The sequence below is a fragment of the Pseudomonas sp. IzPS59 genome (assembly GCF_014863505.1).
GTDB lineage: Bacteria > Pseudomonadota > Gammaproteobacteria > Pseudomonadales > Pseudomonadaceae > Aquipseudomonas > Aquipseudomonas kribbensis.
In genome coordinates, this window is the sequence record NZ_CP062251.1 from 233,468 (window position 1) to 249,458 (window position 15,991).

16 protein-coding genes are annotated in these 15,991 nt (G+C 61.0%); 11 read left to right on the top strand and 5 right to left on the bottom strand.

Annotation, left to right across the window (positions count from 1 at the left end):
• Window positions 1-61: 61 nt before the first annotated feature.
• The 6 genes from dibA to IF189_RS01020 all read left to right on the top strand — a co-directional run bounded on the left by dibA (window position 62) and on the right by IF189_RS01020 (window position 6,268).
• On the top strand, window positions 62-1,981 hold the full coding sequence (gene dibA, locus IF189_RS00995) for a phosphodiesterase DibA (protein WP_134825095.1): 1,920 nt from the start codon (window positions 62-64) through the stop codon (window positions 1,979-1,981).
• Window positions 1,982-2,171: 190 nt separating this feature from the next.
• Window positions 2,172-2,354, top strand: coding sequence for a sulfur starvation response protein OscA (oscA, locus tag IF189_RS01000; protein WP_085712654.1), 183 nt, complete (start codon window positions 2,172-2,174; stop codon window positions 2,352-2,354).
• Window positions 2,355-2,486: 132 nt separating this feature from the next.
• Window positions 2,487-3,500, top strand: a complete 1,014-nt coding sequence (locus tag IF189_RS01005) for a sulfate ABC transporter substrate-binding protein (protein WP_065257482.1) — start codon at window positions 2,487-2,489, stop codon at window positions 3,498-3,500.
• 70 nt (window positions 3,501-3,570) lie between these two features.
• A complete protein-coding gene (gene cysT / locus IF189_RS01010; protein WP_085712655.1) occupies window positions 3,571-4,389 on the top strand; it encodes a sulfate ABC transporter permease subunit CysT in 819 nt (272 codons plus the stop codon).
• 13 nt (window positions 4,390-4,402) lie between these two features.
• Window positions 4,403-5,275 carry a sulfate ABC transporter permease subunit CysW gene (cysW, locus tag IF189_RS01015; RefSeq protein WP_007952817.1) on the top strand — a complete coding sequence of 291 codons (873 nt, stop codon included), beginning with the start codon at window positions 4,403-4,405 and terminating at the stop codon, window positions 5,273-5,275.
• Between the two features lie 3 nt (window positions 5,276-5,278).
• Entirely contained in the window at window positions 5,279-6,268 is a 990-nt protein-coding gene (locus tag IF189_RS01020) for a sulfate/molybdate ABC transporter ATP-binding protein (protein ID WP_085733384.1), read from the top strand.
• A gap of 95 nt (window positions 6,269-6,363) precedes the next feature.
• On the opposite strand, the gene IF189_RS01025 is transcribed toward IF189_RS01020, so the two are convergent.
• Window positions 6,364-6,888 carry a DUF962 domain-containing protein gene (locus IF189_RS01025; protein ID WP_134825096.1) on the bottom strand — a complete coding sequence of 175 codons (525 nt, stop codon included), beginning with the start codon at window positions 6,886-6,888 and terminating at the stop codon, window positions 6,364-6,366.
• Window positions 6,889-6,973: 85 nt separating this feature from the next.
• Here IF189_RS01025 and IF189_RS01030 point away from each other — a divergent pair, with 85 nt between their 5' ends.
• The gene (locus IF189_RS01030; protein ID WP_192552686.1) at window positions 6,974-7,657 is read left to right on the top strand and encodes a Crp/Fnr family transcriptional regulator; all 684 of its coding nucleotides are present in this window, start codon (window positions 6,974-6,976) and stop codon (window positions 7,655-7,657) included.
• A 123-nt stretch (window positions 7,658-7,780) separates the two neighbouring features.
• On the opposite strand, the gene uraH is transcribed toward IF189_RS01030, so the two are convergent.
• Together uraH and IF189_RS01040 are read right to left on the bottom strand one after the other, a co-directional pair.
• Window positions 7,781-8,191, bottom strand: a complete 411-nt coding sequence (gene uraH / locus IF189_RS01035) for a hydroxyisourate hydrolase (protein ID WP_192552687.1) — start codon at window positions 8,189-8,191, stop codon at window positions 7,781-7,783.
• A 16-nt stretch (window positions 8,192-8,207) separates the two neighbouring features.
• Window positions 8,208-8,690 carry a GlcG/HbpS family heme-binding protein gene (locus IF189_RS01040; protein WP_192552688.1) on the bottom strand — a complete coding sequence of 161 codons (483 nt, stop codon included), beginning with the start codon at window positions 8,688-8,690 and terminating at the stop codon, window positions 8,208-8,210.
• Window positions 8,691-8,826: 136 nt separating this feature from the next.
• Here IF189_RS01040 and IF189_RS01045 point away from each other — a divergent pair, with 136 nt between their 5' ends.
• The 3 genes from IF189_RS01045 to IF189_RS01055 are packed head-to-tail and all read left to right on the top strand — an operon-like array spanning window position 8,827 to window position 12,125.
• The gene (locus tag IF189_RS01045; protein WP_192552689.1) at window positions 8,827-9,507 is read left to right on the top strand and encodes a heavy metal response regulator transcription factor; all 681 of its coding nucleotides are present in this window, start codon (window positions 8,827-8,829) and stop codon (window positions 9,505-9,507) included.
• Window positions 9,497-10,909: a heavy metal sensor histidine kinase gene (locus IF189_RS01050; protein WP_192552690.1), complete on the top strand. Its 1,413-nt coding sequence runs from the start codon at window positions 9,497-9,499 to the stop codon at window positions 10,907-10,909. The genes IF189_RS01045 and IF189_RS01050 overlap by 11 nt, the downstream gene beginning before the upstream one ends.
• Complete coding sequence (locus IF189_RS01055) at window positions 10,902-12,125, top strand: type II toxin-antitoxin system HipA family toxin (protein WP_192552691.1); 1,224 nt, start codon at window positions 10,902-10,904, stop codon at window positions 12,123-12,125. The genes IF189_RS01050 and IF189_RS01055 overlap by 8 nt, the downstream gene beginning before the upstream one ends.
• Before the next feature lie 15 nt (window positions 12,126-12,140).
• On the opposite strand, the gene IF189_RS01060 is transcribed toward IF189_RS01055, so the two are convergent.
• Window positions 12,141-13,145 (bottom strand): AraC family transcriptional regulator, encoded by a 1,005-nt coding sequence (locus IF189_RS01060; RefSeq protein WP_134825103.1) that lies wholly within the window; start codon window positions 13,143-13,145, stop codon window positions 12,141-12,143.
• Window positions 13,146-13,245: 100 nt separating this feature from the next.
• Between IF189_RS01060 and IF189_RS01065 the strand changes: the two genes are divergently transcribed.
• Entirely contained in the window at window positions 13,246-14,319 is a 1,074-nt protein-coding gene (locus IF189_RS01065; protein WP_192552692.1) for a fatty acid desaturase, read from the top strand.
• 53 nt (window positions 14,320-14,372) lie between these two features.
• Here the strand turns inward: IF189_RS01065 and IF189_RS01070 are convergent, their stop codons facing one another.
• The gene (locus tag IF189_RS01070; protein WP_192552693.1) at window positions 14,373-15,983 is read right to left on the bottom strand and encodes an arylsulfatase; all 1,611 of its coding nucleotides are present in this window, start codon (window positions 15,981-15,983) and stop codon (window positions 14,373-14,375) included.
• Window positions 15,984-15,991: the final 8 nt, after the last annotated feature.

The window sequence follows — 15,991 nt, forward strand, 5'->3', positions numbered from 1 at the left end:
AGATGGCTGGATGTTTCTTGACCTATAATCCCGACATTTTTGTAGGGACATGGACGGCCGAATGTCTGCCACATACCGCGATGCCTTGCGTGCAGCGCTGCTTTACCTGGTTCTTGCCGTTGTCTGGCTACAAGGCATTGGCTATTTATTGAACAGTTTCTTCGATAGCTCTGATGAGTTGTTGCGTTGGCAACTGATCAACGGCTATGCCTTTGTGGTGTTCAGCGCCGGTTTGATCTTTCTCGCCCGGGCCCGCCTGTTCGAATGCCTGGGCATCGGTGCCCGGTTGCGTGAGCGCCAGGCCGATCGCGAACGCCTGCGCCAGGCCGCTGCGGTGTTCGATTGCACCCGCGAAGGCGTGCTGGTCACGGACCGTCAGGGGCTGATCGTGCACGTCAATCGCGCGTTCATGGAAATCACCGGCTACCAGCGTGAGGAAGTCATTGGCCAGCAGCCGAGCCTGTTCAAGTCCGGGCACCATCCTCCGGGTTTCTATCAGGCGATGTTCGCCACGCTGCAGACGAAGGATGAATGGAGCGGCGAGATCTGGAACCGGCGCAAGAGCGGTGAAATTTATCCACAGTGGCAAACCATCCGGGTGATTCGCGACGAGGACGGTCGGCTCAGTCATTACGTCGCGGTGTTTTCCGACATCAGCGCGATCAAGGACTCCGAGCACGAGCTCAAGCACCTGGCCCACCACGACCCGCTGACCGACCTGCCGAATCGCCTGCTGTTCAGCGATCGCGCCGAGCAGGCGCTGGCATCGGCGCAGACCCACAAGCGCGGCTGCGCGCTGCTGATGATCGATCTGGACCACTTCAAACTGATCAACGACAGCCTCGGCCACAACATCGGTGACCGCTTGCTCAAGGCGGTCGCCGTGCGTTTGCAGGCGCTGTTCGGATCGGGCATCACTCTGGCGCGGCTGGGGGGCGATGAATTCGCGGTACTGATGGAAAGTTGTCCACAGCCAGCGCAGGCCGCAGCGCTGGCCCAACGCATTCTCGATGCACTCAAGGAGCCGTTCTGCCTCGACGGCCATGAACTGTTCATCAACGCCAGCCTCGGCATCAGTCTGTTTCCCAGCGATGCTCTGAGCGCCGAACAACTGCTGCGCAACGCCGACGCCGCGTTGTTCAAGGCCAAGAGCAGCGGCCGCAACGGCTACGCGCTGTACACCGAAGAACTCACGGCGCACGCCCAGCAACGGGTCGAGATTGCCTTCGAATTGCGTCGCGCACTGGAGCAACAAGAGCTGCGGGTCTACTACCAGCCCGTCCACGACCTGCAGACCAGCCGCCTGATCGGCGTCGAGGCCTTGGTGCGATGGGAGCACCCGCAACGGGGTCTGGTGTCGCCGGCGGAATTTATCCCGATTGCCGAGCGCACCGGGATGATCTCGGAAATCGACGCCTGGGTCATGCAGCAAGCCTGCCGCCAGATGTGCCAATGGCAGCAGGCCGGCGTGGTGCTGTCGTTTGTCGCGGTGAACGTTTCGTCGCGACTGTTCGCCCGCCGCGAGTTGTATCAACAGGTGGCGCAGGTGCTGCACGACACCGGCCTCGATCCGGCGTATCTGGAACTGGAAGTCACCGAAAGCGCGGTGATGGACGATCCAGAAGTGGCGCTGGAGCAGATGCATCGTCTGCGCGAGCTGGGGATTCGTCTGGCCATCGATGACTTTGGCACCGGCTATTCGTCGCTGCTGCGGCTCAAGCGCCTGCCGGTGCAGAAGCTGAAGATCGATCAGGGATTCGTCGCCGGCCTGCCGTGGGACGAGGACGATGCAGCCATTGTCCGGGTGATCATCGCCCTGGCCCGCAGCATGGGCATGCAGGTGCACGCCGAAGGTATCGAGCAGGCCGAGCAGGCGGCGTTCCTGCTGGAGCAGGCGTGTGATCTGGGGCAGGGCTACTGGTTCGGGCGGCCGGTGCCTGAAGCACAGATCGACTGGGCCAGAGCGCCGGCAATCGGCTGAAGGATATGCGCAGCGGGTTTGCGAACGGGCAAATCCGCCGCAAACCCTTGCTGCATCACATAATGTTTTCCAGTTATATAAACATTCTTAAATAGTCTTTTTAAGAATATCTGCGCCTCTCTTATATTGCTCCCACGCCGAACGCAGTGCCGCCCACTGCCAGGCATATCCCATACAAAGGAGCAGCACCATGAGCGCATCCCTGCGTAGCGTTGACGGTCAGGACGAAACCACCATCTTGCGTGAAATCCAGAGCGCCCTGCGCGACCTGCGTTTCGGCGCGGTGGAGATCACTGTGCACAACGCCCAAGTCGTCCAGATCGAACGCAAAGAGAAATTCCGTCTGCAGCAACCGGGCAACAAGCAGGCCTGAAGATCGCATCTGCGACAGCTCCTGCAGGGGGCAATGCGCAGGAGTTGCCGCAGGCGCGATCACTGAATGAGCAACCCGATTCCCGCAATACATAAGAAAAAGCCACCACCAAGAATTCCAGGAGCTTTCACCATGTCGTCGATTCGCCGTTACGCTCTGGCCGCCCTGGCCAGCGCTGTGTTTGCCGGTTCTGCGGTTGCCAAGGATTACGAACTGCTCAACGTTTCGTATGACCCGACCCGCGAGCTGTATCAGGATTACAACGCCGAATTCGTGAAGTACTGGCAGGCAGAGCATGCCGGCGACACCGTGAAAATCCAGCAATCCCACGGCGGCTCGGGCAAGCAGGGCCGTGCGGTGATCGATGGTCTGCGCGCCGACGTCGTGACCCTGGCGCTGGCCGGCGACATCGACGAAATCGCAAAACTCGGCAAGACCCTGCCGGCCGACTGGCAGAAGCGTCTGCCGGATGCGAGCACCCCGTACACCTCGACCATCGTGTTCCTGGTGCGCAAGGGCAACCCGAAAGGCATCAAGGACTGGGGCGATCTGATCAAGAACGACGTCTCGGTGATCACGCCGAACCCGAAAACCTCCGGCGGTGCACGCTGGAACTTCCTCGCGGCGTGGGCCTACGGCCTGAAAGCCAACGGCGGCAACGAGGCGAAAGCCAAGGAATACGTACAGACCCTGTTCAAGCACGTTCCGGTCCTGGACACCGGCGCCCGTGGCTCGACCATCACCTTCGTCAACAACGGTCAGGGCGACGTGTTGCTGGCCTGGGAAAACGAAGCCTTCCTGGCGCTGAAAGAAGACGGCGGCAAGGACAAGTTCGACATCGTCGTGCCTTCGCTGTCGATCCTCGCCGAACCTCCGGTGGCCGTGGTCGACAAGAACGCCGAGAAGAAGGGCAACGAGCAGATCGCCGAAGCCTACCTCAAGCACCTGTACAGCCCGGCCGGCCAGGAAATCGCGGCGAAGAACTTCTACCGCCCGCGTGACAAGGACGTGGCCGCCAAGTACGCCCAGCAGTTCCCGAAACTGGAGCTGGTGACCATCGACAAGGACTTCGGCGGCTGGAAAACCGCACAGCCGAAATTCTTTAACGACGGTGGCGTGTTCGACCAGATCTATCAGGCGCAGTAAGTTTTTATAGCCATAAACGAGCCCCGGATTTACCTTCGGGGCTTTGTGCGTTTCTTGACCAAGGACTTTTATGTCGCGTCGTATCTCCCCCGTCATACCCGGCTTCGGGCTGACGCTGGGCTACACCTTGGTGTACCTCAGCCTGATTGTGCTTATCCCGCTGGCGGCGATGTTCATCCACGCCTCACAGCTCACCTGGGATCAGTTCTGGACGATCATTTCCGCGCCCCGCGTTCTTGCCGCATTGAAGCTGAGCTTCGGCACCGCGCTGTGCGCCGCGATCATCAACGGCATCATCGGCACGTTGCTGGCCTGGGTGCTGGTGCGCTACACGTTCCCGGGGCGCAAGGTGATCGATGCGATGATCGATCTGCCGTTCGCCCTGCCGACCGCGGTGGCCGGTATTGCGCTGACGGCGCTTTACACGCCGACCGGGCTGGTCGGGCAATTCGCCGCCGACCTCGGTTTCAAGATCGCCTACACCCCGCTCGGGATTACCCTGGCGCTGACCTTCGTGACCCTGCCGTTCGTGGTGCGCACGGTGCAGCCGGTGCTGGCGGACATTCCCCGTGAAGTCGAAGAAGCGGCGGCGTGCCTCGGTGCCAAGCCGTTGCAGGTGTTCCGCCACATCCTGCTGCCGGCGCTGTTGCCGGCGTGGCTGACCGGTTTTGCCCTGGCATTTGCCCGGGGTGTCGGCGAGTACGGCTCGGTGATTTTCATCGCCGGCAACATGCCGATGAAAACCGAAATCCTGCCGCTGCTGATCATGGTCAAGCTCGACCAGTACGACTACACCGGCGCCACTTCCATCGGCGTGCTGATGCTGGTGGTTTCCTTCGTCCTGTTGCTGCTGATCAACTTGTTGCAGCGGCGCATCGAAACCCCATAAGGAGGCGCGAACCATGTCCCAATCGTCTATTGCGGCCGCTTCCTCGGCCAACGCCGCCCGCCGTGGCAGCGCCACTTCGCGGCGGATCCTGATCGGTCTCGGCTGGCTGATTTTCTTCCTGTTTCTGGTGCTGCCGCTGTTCATCGTGGTGTCGCAGGGATTGAAGAACGGCCTCGGCGCATTCTTCACCGCGATCTTTGAGCCAGATGCCTTGTCAGCGCTGAAACTGACCGTGATCGCCGTGCTGATTTCGGTGCCGCTGAACCTGGTGTTCGGTGTCAGCGCCGCGTGGTGCGTGAGCAAATACTCGTTCCGTGGCAAGAGCATGCTGGTGACGCTGATCGACCTGCCATTCTCGGTGTCGCCGGTGATCGCCGGCCTGGTCTACGTGTTGATGTTCGGCGCCCAGGGCCTGTTCGGGCCGTGGCTGCAGGATCACGATATCCAGATCGTCTTTGCCCTGCCGGGCATCGTGCTGGCGACGATCTTTGTCACCGTGCCGTTCGTGGCCCGTGAGCTGATCCCGCTGATGCAGGAACAAGGCACTCAGGAAGAGGAAGCCGCGCGCCTGCTCGGCGCCAATGGCTGGCAGATGTTCTGGCACGTGACCGTCCCCAACATCAAGTGGGGCCTGATCTATGGCGTGGTGCTGTGTACCGCGCGGGCCATGGGTGAGTTCGGTGCGGTGTCGGTGGTTTCCGGGCACATTCGCGGGGTGACCAACACCTTGCCGCTGCACGTCGAGATCCTCTACAACGAATACAACCACGTGGCCGCGTTCGCCGTGGCGAGCCTGTTGCTGATCCTGGCGCTCTTCATCCTGCTGCTCAAGCAGTGGAGCGAAAACCGTATCAACCGCCTGCGCGCCAGCGCCGCGGAGGAATAATTCATGTCGATCGAAGTGCGTAACGTCAGCAAGAATTTCAATGCGTTCAAGGCGCTGGACAACATCAGCCTGGACATCCACAGCGGTGAGCTGGTGGCATTGCTCGGCCCGTCCGGCTGCGGCAAGACCACTTTGCTGCGCATTATTGCCGGTCTGGAAACCCCGGATAACGGCAACATCGTGTTCCATGGCGAAGACGTGTCCGGCCATGACGTGCGGGATCGCAACGTCGGTTTCGTGTTCCAGCACTATGCCCTGTTCCGCCACATGACGGTGTTCGACAACGTCGCATTCGGCCTGCGCATGAAGCCGAAAAACCAGCGTCCGAGCGAAAGCCAGATCGCGACCAAGGTCCACGAGCTGTTGAACATGGTGCAACTGGACTGGCTGTCGGATCGTTACCCGGAGCAACTGTCCGGCGGCCAGCGTCAGCGTATCGCTTTGGCCCGCGCCCTGGCGGTAGAGCCGAAAGTGCTGCTGCTCGACGAGCCTTTCGGCGCCCTCGACGCCAAGGTGCGTAAAGAGCTGCGCCGCTGGCTGGCGCGTCTGCACGAAGACATCAACCTGACCTCAGTGTTCGTGACCCACGATCAGGAAGAAGCGATGGAAGTGGCCGACCGCATCGTGGTGATGAACAAGGGTGTGATCGAGCAGATCGGCTCACCGGGCGACGTCTACGAAAACCCGGCCAGCGATTTCGTCTATCACTTCCTCGGCGACTCGAACCGTCTGCATTTGGGGGATGACAACCACGTGCTGTTCCGCCCGCACGAAGTGTCGCTGTCGCGGCATGAGCTGGAGGATCACCACGCTGCCGAAGTCCGCGATATCCGGCCGCTGGGCGCGACCACGCGGGTGACGTTGAAGGTTGAAGGCCAGACTGACCTGATCGAGGCAGAAGTGGTGAAAGATCACGACAGCCTGACCGGGTTGGCGAAGGGTGAGACGTTGTTCTTCAAGCCGAAGGTCTGGCAGAAAGTCGCCAGCCTTTAAAATCAAAAGCTTCGTCGGATCGCCGCCCGGAGCAAGCCCGCTCCCACAATGGAATGCATTCCAAATGTGGGAGCGAGCTTGCTCGCGAAAGCGGCTTACACAGCAGCCCTGTTCGGATTGACCCGCACCACACCCGCCCGCGCCTCGATCTGCTCTTTCAGCTCATGGCGCATCCCCAGCATGAACGCCAGTTCCGCTACCACAAACAGCGGCCCGATGATCAACCCGCTCAGGTCATCGACGAACGCCGGTTTGCGCCCTTCATAGTGGTGCCCGACAAACTGGATCGCCCAGCCGATCACAAACATCGCCAGACCTGCGCTCAGCCAGACCATGGTGCTCTGCTGTGCCAGGACATGCCCAGCCCAGACCGATAGCCCCATCAACACGGTCATCAACACTCCGAGCTTCAGTTCCAGACGCAGGTAAAACCACGCCGAAGCAAGGGCGGCAATCACCGCCGGGGAAATCCACAATCCGCCCACCGACCATTCCGGCCGCGACAACAGCACGGCCACTGCCACCACAATCAGCGGAATCCCGATAAAGTGGCTGGCGATGTTGCGCGGATCACGGTGGTAAGCGGCGTATTGACTCAAATGATCGACGAGGCTTTTCATTGTTGTTCCTCCTGTAGGGTGATCGAATCATGCCCCGGGTTCACGGCTCGCTCTGTCAGGCAGGCGACAATCTTTAGGAGAACGCATGGATAAGGTCTGGCGCGAGCGCCTGCTGACCGGGCAATGGTTCAGTCATCTGCCTTCGTCCTTTCAGGATAGTCTGCTGGCGGCGGCAAAGGAGCGGCGGCTGGCGGCGGGGCAGCGGCTGTTCCAGCGCGGCGATGCGCCGTGCGGGCTGTACGCGGTGCTGGACGGCGCAGTGCGCATCGGCGCGGTCAGCGAGCAGGGCAAGGAGGCATTGCTGAGTCTGGTGGAGGCGCCGCACTGGTTCGGTGAAATCTGCCTGTTCGATGGTCAGCCACGTACCCACGATGCCTACGCGGTCGGGCCTTGTACCCTGCTGAACATTCCCCAGGCCACCCTGCTGAAACTGCTCGACGAACACCCCGTCTACTGGCGACATCTGGCTCTGTTGATGAGCCAAAAACTGCGCCTGACCTTCATCAATCTGGAACAGCTGAGCCTGCTGCCGGCCCCGGCGCGTCTGGCTCATCGTTTGCTGATGATCGCCGAAGGCTACGGTGAGCTCGATCCACCGCGCCGGGTGCTGCAACTGCCCCAGGAACAGTTGGCGTCGATGCTGTCGTTGTCGCGGCAGACCACCAACCAGATCCTCAAGGAGTTGCAGGGGCAAGGGATTATCGGGTTGGCTTACGGGGAGATCGAGATCCTTGATGCCGTACGATTGCGAGCACTCGCCTCCCTTTAATTTCCACCACTATCCCTGTGGGAGCGGGCTTGCCCGCGATTGAGGTCTGTCAGTTTTCCTCTATGTCGATTGACCCGACGCCATCGCGGGCAAGCCTGCTCCCACAAAGGAATTGTATGTGGCCTACGAACCGCGATAGGTCGAGAAGCCATACGGGCTGAGCAGCAGCGGAATGTGATAGTGCTGATCCGTCTGTTTCACTTTGAAAATCACCGGAATTTCCGGAAAAAACGTCTCGTGCTTCGCCTTCTCGAAGTACTCGCCGGTCTTGAACACCACCCGATATTCACCCGCCTCGAACGGTTTGTTCACCGGAAACAGTTCGGCGATCCGCCCCTGTTCATTAGTGGTGCCCTGCGCCAGCGGCTGCCAGTCCTGGCCAACGTGTTTCTCCAATGTCACGTTGATGCCTGGCGAAGGCAGGCCGTTTTCCAGATTGAGTACGTGTACGCTCAGCGGGTTGCCGGCGGCCAGCGCCAGGCCCGAAAAAGCGCTCAAGCCAAGCGCGGCGAACGTCATGCGCAGTGGGGTCATGGTGATGCTCCTGGGGTCAAGTACGGTTGATGGACAGGCCGACGATTTCGGCAGCCTTGATCGCGCAGTTTTCGTCCTGCTCACCGCCGCCGGAACCGGCTACGCCCATAGCGCCGACCAGTTCCTTGCCGGCGAACAGCGGGATGCCGCCGCCGAGCAACAGCAATTCATCGAGGGTGTTGAGGTTGGCGGTTTCCGGGTTGCTGCGGGCGCGCTCGGCGAACAACCGGGTCGGGGTTTTCGTCGATAGCGCGGTGTAGGCTTTGCGTTGGCTGGCGACGGTGTTGTGCGGGCCGATACCGTCGCCGCGCAAGGTCACCCACAGGTTGCCGCCACGGTCGAGCACCGACACCGTGGCGGTGCAGTGTTCCAGCGCCGTGTCGGCCAGCAGCCGTGCAGTTTTCAGATCTAGATCAGCGTGGCGTGGCAGTTCAGGCGCAGCGAATGCGGCGGTGCCGAGGCCGATTGTCAGGCTGGCAATCAAGTATTTGACGGACATGGGCAGGCTCCAAAAGCGAAGGCCGCCACCTTATCCGCCGGTCCCCGTCGAAACCTCGTCAGTCAGATTACAAGTTTGTAATGGGCAACGCCGCCGAAGGCGCCTAGCCTGTGCCTCTGATCAATCGAGGTATGCCATGCGTTTGCTGGTTGTAGAAGATGAAGCCAAAACCGCGAATTTCCTCGCCAAAGGACTGGGCGAGTCGGGTTTCGCCGTGGACGTGGCGCTCAATGGCCTCGACGGGCGCTACTTCATCGAGCAGCAGGCATATGACCTGATCATCCTCGACGTGATGCTGCCGGGCCTCAACGGCTGGCAATTGCTCCAGCTGATCCGCCAGCGCGGCGCCACGCCGGTGCTGTTCCTGACGGCGAAGGACGCCATCGAAGACCGTGTGCGCGGGCTCGAACTGGGTGCCGACGACTATTTGCTCAAGCCGTTCGCCTTCGCTGAATTGCTGGCGCGGGTACGGACGTTGTTGCGGCGCGGGCCTATACGCGAAGCCGAGTCGTACAGCATCGCCGATCTGGAAGTCGACGTGCTGCGCCGCCGGGTCAGCCGTGGCGGCCAGCGCATCGCCCTGACCAACAAGGAATTCGCCCTGCTTCATTTGCTCGCCAGCCGACAGGGTGAAGTGCTGTCGCGCACGCTGATTGCCTCGCAGGTGTGGAACCTGAATTTCGACAGCGACACCAACATGGTCGAAGTCGCGGTGCGCCGCCTGCGTTCGAAGGTCGATGATCCGTATATGCCCAAACTGATCCACACCGTGCGCGGGGTTGGTTATCAACTGGAAGCGCCTGACGATGCGCTCTAGATCCATTGCCTGGCGCCTTGCCCTGGCATTCGCTGCAGTCTGTTCCTTGGTGCTCAGCGCAATTGGCGTGTTCCTGTATCGCTCGCTGGCCTCGGAAATCGCCTGGCGCGACGACATGGCTTTACTCGGTCGTCTGGAACAGGTGCGCGCGCTGCTCGCCGACAGCGACAGCCTCGACGCCTTGCAGGCGCGGCCACGGCTGTACCAGAACATGCTTGGCAACCTCGACAGTTTGCTGCTGGTGCGCCGCGTGGACGGTTCGACTGTGATTGCGATCAACCCTCGGCAACGCGCACTGCCAGCCGTGCAGGCCATTCCCCGGGATCAACCTCCGCAACTCAGCGATGTGCTGACCTGGCAGGCGCCGGACGGTGTCGAGCTCGCCCTGTTGTCAGGTCAGGCCCAAGGCCCGAACGGCGAATCGCTGACCGTGATTGCCGGCAAGGTATTGAGCGAGCGCGAGCAGATGCTCGGCAGCTATCGCCTGCGCTTGTATCTGGCCGTCGGCGTGGGTGCCTTACTCGCTTTCACACTGGGCCTGGTGCTGCTGCGCCGAGGTTTGCGACCTCTGCGCAAGCTCAGTGAAGCGCTGCGCGGCATCGACCTGCGCAGCCTCGACCAACGGGTTCCCACCGCCGGCACGCCAGCGGAATTGCTGGAGCCGGTGCACGCGCTGAACGGCATGCTCGTGCGGCTGGACGACGGCTTCCAGCGTCTCTCACAGTTTTCCGCCGACCTCGCCCACGAAATCCGCACGCCCCTGCACACCTTGCTCGCGAGCAATGGCCAGGCACTGAATCACCCACGTAGCAGCACCGAGTATCAGGAAGTGCTGGCGTCGAACATGGAAGAGTTCGAGCGGCTCAAGCGCATGGCCGAAAACCTGATGTTTCTCGCCCGCGCAGAGCAGGCCGAGCGGGCGCTCGATCTACGCATGCTGAAGCTGCACGAAATTGGCGACGAGTTGTGCGACTACTTCGAAGCCTTGGCCGACGACCGTGGAATCCGCCTCGAAAACGCGTTCAGCGGAGAGTTGCTGGCAGATCAGCAACTGCTGCAACGCGCCTTGGGCAACCTGTTGGCCAACGCCGTACGCCATGCTGACGCCGGCTCGGTCATCAGCCTGTGCCGGCGCGAAGAGCCAGGCATGTGCTGGCTGCAAGTCCACAACCTCGGACCGGTCATCGCGGATGAGCATCTCGGCAAACTGTTCGACCGCTTCTACCGCGTCGACCCGTCCCGCGCGGAGCCGGGAGATTCCGGCGGCTTGGGACTGGCGATCGTGCAGTCGATCATGCAGTTGCATGATGGGCGGGTGCGGGTGAGTAGTGAAGTTAAGGGAACAGTTTTTGAGCTTGGTTTCCCTCTTGAGCCACCGAGGAGGGTGAATTCTCATGATTGATTTGATTCGGGGTTTGGAAATCACCGTCGCTGATAGCTCCGTAGGGACACTCGTTCGTGGGCAGTCCGGCATGGAGAGCGTGTTCAGATACTGTGAGGGCGTGAACGCTGAGAATGCTGTTTCGCTAACGATGTCAGCTCGGATGGAAAACTACGGCTGGGAGCGAGGTGTTCATCCGATTTTCGAGATGAATTTGCCAGAAGGGGCATTGCGCGATGAATTGATTCGACGCTTCGGCGAAGCAGTTCGTGACTTCGATGCTTTTGCGTTGCTGGCAATAGTGGGTTCAAGTCAGCTAGGACGGCTGGCAGTAGCCTGCGAATCGGTCACAGATCATCAGCCCGAAACGTTATTGTCCGATCTTTTGATACATGACGGCGTTCATGGCTTGTTTGACGATCTGTTGCATAAACATGGCCAGTATTCCGGTGTTTCAGGCGTGCAGCCTAAGGTGCTGGTACGCGATGGTGTGACAGCCGCTCTTTACCCGATTCACCGAGGCTCCACACATCTGGTCAAAGCTTTCCGTCCCGAAGAATTTCCTGAGCTGGCGACCAACGAGTACTTCTGTATGCGCGCCGCAGCGCTTAGCGGACTTGAAGTGCCAAAGTTTGAATTGAGTGAGCAGGGCAAGTTTCTGGTGGTCGAGCGTTTTGACCTGATTGAGCATGGCTATCTGGGTTTCGAGGACTTTTGCGTACTCAACGGCTGGCCTTCCAGAGCCAAATACGATGGTTCTTACGAAGGCGCTGCCCGACAGATCAAAGCCTTTGTTTCGCCTGCGCTGTTGAGTCAGGCGCTGGAAGCCTTTTTCAAGATCGTGGCGCTGTCAGCGGGACTGAAAAACGGCGATGCGCATCTGAAGAACTTCGGTGTGCTGTATGACCATTGCGGCGCGCAGGCCTCGATCCGGCTGGCCCCGGCCTACGACATCATCACCACATCGGTTTACATCAGGAACGACAGCCTGGCCTTGCTGTTGGGCGGGTCGAAGGCATGGCCCAAGCACAAGGCGCTCATCCGCTTCGGTCGTACGGCGTGCAATCTCACTGAAGGCCGGTGCAATGAACTACTGCAGCAGGTTGTTCATGGCATGCAGACGGCGATGGCGGAAATGCTCGATCATTGCCGAACCCATCAGTCGTTCGCCGAGGTGGGTACGGCAATGATCGAGCAGTGGAAATCCGGGATCGAGCGCAGTCTGACCAAGGGTTGAATGCCCCATGTGCGCTCAGCGCAACTGATCCCGAAACTGCCCCGGTGTCATCCCGGTCCAGCGCTTGAACGCCCGGCTGAAGCTGCTCGTATCGGCAAAACCCAGCAGATAACTGACCTCGCTCAGCGAGCATTGCGGATCACGCAGGTGCAGCAGCGCGAGGTTCTCGCGGCTTTCATTCAATAGCGTATCGAAACGACAACCCTCGTCCGCCAAATGCCGTTGCAGGCTGCGCAGGCTCAGGTGCAGGGCCTGGGCGATGCGTTCGGCGCTGGGTTCGCCTTCCGGCAGTTGTTCTTCGATCGCGTCTCGTACCTTGCGCTCCCAGGTCAGTGGCTTGAGCTGGGCGAGGGTGCGTTTGAGCACCGCTTCGTTGTGCTCGGCCAGTTCCGGGTTGGCGTCGTCGAGGTGGCTGTCGAAGTCGGTGAGGGCGAATTCGAGGCGGTCTTCTTCGGCGGAAAAATGCACCGGCGAGCGGAACACCTTGTGCCATTGATGCGCATCGGCCGGTTCCGGGCGACGCAGGTACACCGCCAGCGGCGCGTAGTCGCGGCCCAGGCGATTGCGGCAGGTGCGCACGTAGATCGCGGCGAAGGCGTCAATGGCTTCGAAGGCCGGGGCGGGATTGTCGGCCGGGATTTTCAGGCGAAACCGGTAGCGGTCTTCGCTGCGGGTCAGCTCCAGCTCCAGCGCGTCGCTGACCACCTGGTGATAACGCACGATCCGTTCGAACACTTCTCGCAGGCTGCCGCTGGCCACCAACGCATAGCCCAACGCGTGAAACGTCGTGGGGCTGACGAACCGCGACACGCGCAAACCGATTGCCGGATCGCCGCTGACCTGTACCGCGATTTCCCACAGGCGCGTGGTGGCGGACAACGGGTAGCGGGCGTTCGGGTCGTCCATCAGTTGCGGGTCGAGCCCGGCCTGCTGGCACAGGGCAGTGCTGTCCAGCCCCAGCGCGTCGAGTTGCTTGCGCAGGGCACGGGTCCAGCTGGCGAGAGAAGTCGGTTCCTTCATGCTGATTGGCGCTTCCGGTCAACAGGTTGGCGTTCTCGGCTACCGCGTCCGGACCCTGCGCGGGGCAGGATGCGAACATCAATAACCAGAGGATGGAAGCATGGACCGTACTTCTGCAAGTCCCCAGCGACACAATGCTGCCCAGCGATCAGCGCATATTCGCGAAGTGGTGCTGGCCAAAGGCGTCGAGCTGCGCGAGCGCTACCCGATCCTCAAGCATCAGGACGCCCTCGGCGCGGGGATTCTGGCGTTTGCCCTGGCCGGGATGATCGGCTCGGCGACGCTCTACGTCAGCGGGCACATGGCGTGGTGGGCGTGCCTGTTGCTGAACGCTTTTTTTGCCTCGCTGACCCATGAGCTGGAGCACGACCTGATTCACAGCATGTATTTCCGCAAACAGCGCGTGCCGCACAACCTGATGATGGGCCTGGTGTGGCTGGCGCGGCCGAGCACGATCAACCCGTGGATCCGCCGCCATCTGCACCTCAATCACCACAAGGTGTCCGGCACTGAAACGGACATGGAAGAACGGGCGATCACCAATGGCGAACCCTGGGGTTTTGCACGGTTGCTGATGGTCGGCGACAACGTGATGTCGGCGTTTATCCGCATGCTTCGGGCCAAGACCTGGGCGCACAAGTTCAGCATCATCAAGCGTTCGCTGAAGGTCTACGCGCCGCTGGCGCTGGTGCATTGGGGCGCGTGGTATGTGTTTCTCGGGTTCCATGCGGCCAACGGCATCGCTTATCTGATGGGCTCGCCGATTGAATGGTCAGCGACCACGTTGTCGGTGATGCAAGTGATCGACATCGCCGCTGTGGTCATCATCGGGCCGAACGTGTTGCGCACCTTCTGCCTGCATTTCATCAGTTCGAACATGCATTACTACGGTGATGTGGAGCCGGGGAATGTATTGCAGCAGTGCCAGGTGCTGAATCCGTGGTGGCTTTGGCCGTTGCAGGCGTTCTGCTTCAACTTCGGCAGCAGCCACGGGATTCATCATTTTGTGGTGAAGGAGCCGTTCTACATTCGCCAGCTGACCGTGCCGGTGGCGCATAAGGTGATGCGGGAGATGGGCGTTCGGTTCAATGATTTCGGGACGTTTGGGCGGGCGAACCGGTTTGTTCGCAAGGAAGAAGTCCTGCAGAAAGAAGTGCAGCCTGCTCAGGCTTGAAAGTACCCGAAGCTATCGCCGGCTAACCGGCGATAGCCCCGCATCAGCCACCCTCAATCCGGTTGAAACGGCGACTCGCTCAGAATCACCCCGGTCTCCTCCACATACCGCTGCCAATGCTCGATCAGCGCTTCAAGCCTCTGCGGCTGACTCGACGCCAGGTCATGAATCTCCCCCGGATCACTCCCCAGATCATAAAGCTGCCACGTCGCCGGCCCCACCGGCCCAGGGATCCACACCGCCTTCCACTGACCCTGACGAATCGCCCGGCGTCCGAACAATTCCCAACCGGTGACGGTGTATTCGTCATGCACCTGTGCCGTCTCGCCGGAAAGGAAGCCCAGCCACGATTTCCCGCGCAATGGCGCCACCGGTTTGCCGTGCCACTGTTTGCCCGGATGGCGCACGCCGGCCAGATCGAGGATGGTCGGCGTGATGTCCATCACCGTGCCGAAACCATGGCTGATCTGCCCCTTCAGCGGCAGTTGCGGATAGTGCAGCAGCGCCGGAACGCGAATCCCGCCCTCGGTGGTGAACGCCTTGAACAGGCGTGACGGCGCGGTCGCCACCTGCGCCCAGTTCGGCCCGTACCAGACGTAGGAATTGGCGCGGCCGATGTTGTCCAGGCTGTTGTCGTAATGCTGACTCAGGTAGGTCACCAGCTCCGGGCCGAATTTTGGGAAGGCCTCCAACAGCGCGCCTTCGGCACCGTTGTCGGACATGAACAGGATGAAGGTGTTGTCGAGCTGGCCCTGCTGGCGCAGATAGTCGACGACGCGGCCGATGTTCCAGTCCATACGCTCGACCATCGCGGCGTAGACCTCCATCGCACGGGCGGAAATCTGCTTCTGCTCATCGCTTAGCGCAGCCCATTGTGCGGTCAGCTGGATCAGTGGATGCGGCTCGACATCCGGCTCGATCAGGCCCAATTCCTTGAGTTTTTCCAGACGCTCAAGGCGCAGCACTTCCGGCCCCGCGTCGTAGCGGCCACGGTATTTTTCGACGATGTCGGCGGGCGCCTGCAACGGCCAGTGCGGTGCGGAAAACGGCAGGTAGGCGAAGAATGGCCGGCTCTGGTCGCGCTCCTTGAGGTACTGCAGCAGCTTGTCGCCGAAAGCGTCGGAGGAATAGAAATCCTTCGGCAGTTCATCGATGAACGTGTCGTCCTCGATGTACAGCGCCGGGGTGGATTTCAGCAGGCCGGGCGTGTGTTCATCGTAGGTCGGTTCGAATCCGTAGTGGTTGGCCGCGCCGGGCAATAGCGAGAACGAACGCTCGAAGCCACGGGCGTGGGGCGCCAGTTCGGCGGTCAGGCCCAGGTGCCATTTGCCGCTCATCAAGGTCTGGTAACCCGCCTCGCGCAGCAACTCCGGCAACGCGACGACACGGTCGTTGAGGTAACCCTCGTAACCCGGTTTGCCGATCAGCTCGGGGGTCAGGGTTTCGGCCATGGTGCCGATGCCGGCGATGTGGTGATCGGTGCCGGTGAGCAGCATCGAGCGGGTCGGCGAGCAGGTCGGTGCAGTGTGAAAATCGGTCAGTCGCAGGCCGTTGTTGGCCAGGGCATCGAGGTTCGGCGTGGCGATTTCGCCGCCGAAGGCACCGATGTCGGAGAAGCCGAGGTCATCGGCCAGAATCACCAGAAAGTTGGGACGTTGCGGCATCAACAGGC

Excerpts from the sequence above, each read along its gene's own strand:
- IF189_RS01030 (WP_192552686.1), top strand. The coding sequence starts at position 6,974 with ATGGATAAGGTCTGGCGCGAGCGCCTGCTGACCGGGCAATGGTTCAGT.
- IF189_RS01025 (WP_134825096.1), bottom strand. The coding sequence starts at position 6,888 with ATGAAAAGCCTCGTCGATCATTTGAGTCAATACGCCGCTTACCACCGT.
- IF189_RS01040 (WP_192552688.1), bottom strand. The coding sequence starts at position 8,690 with ATGTCCGTCAAATACTTGATTGCCAGCCTGACAATCGGCCTCGGCACC.
- uraH (WP_192552687.1), bottom strand. The coding sequence starts at position 8,191 with ATGACCCCACTGCGCATGACGTTCGCCGCGCTTGGCTTGAGCGCTTTT.
- oscA (WP_085712654.1), top strand. The coding sequence starts at position 2,172 with ATGAGCGCATCCCTGCGTAGCGTTGACGGTCAGGACGAAACCACCATC.
- dibA (WP_134825095.1), top strand. The coding sequence starts at position 62 with ATGTCTGCCACATACCGCGATGCCTTGCGTGCAGCGCTGCTTTACCTG.
- IF189_RS01065 (WP_192552692.1), top strand. The coding sequence starts at position 13,246 with ATGGACCGTACTTCTGCAAGTCCCCAGCGACACAATGCTGCCCAGCGA.
- IF189_RS01060 (WP_134825103.1), bottom strand. The coding sequence starts at position 13,145 with ATGAAGGAACCGACTTCTCTCGCCAGCTGGACCCGTGCCCTGCGCAAG.
- cysT (WP_085712655.1), top strand. The coding sequence starts at position 3,571 with ATGTCGCGTCGTATCTCCCCCGTCATACCCGGCTTCGGGCTGACGCTG.
- cysW (WP_007952817.1), top strand. The coding sequence starts at position 4,403 with ATGTCCCAATCGTCTATTGCGGCCGCTTCCTCGGCCAACGCCGCCCGC.
- IF189_RS01045 (WP_192552689.1), top strand. The coding sequence starts at position 8,827 with ATGCGTTTGCTGGTTGTAGAAGATGAAGCCAAAACCGCGAATTTCCTC.
- IF189_RS01005 (WP_065257482.1), top strand. The coding sequence starts at position 2,487 with ATGTCGTCGATTCGCCGTTACGCTCTGGCCGCCCTGGCCAGCGCTGTG.
- IF189_RS01055 (WP_192552691.1), top strand. The coding sequence starts at position 10,902 with ATGATTGATTTGATTCGGGGTTTGGAAATCACCGTCGCTGATAGCTCC.
- IF189_RS01050 (WP_192552690.1), top strand. The coding sequence starts at position 9,497 with ATGCGCTCTAGATCCATTGCCTGGCGCCTTGCCCTGGCATTCGCTGCA.
- IF189_RS01070 (WP_192552693.1), bottom strand. The coding sequence starts at position 15,983 with ATGCCGCAACGTCCCAACTTTCTGGTGATTCTGGCCGATGACCTCGGC.
- IF189_RS01020 (WP_085733384.1), top strand. The coding sequence starts at position 5,279 with ATGTCGATCGAAGTGCGTAACGTCAGCAAGAATTTCAATGCGTTCAAG.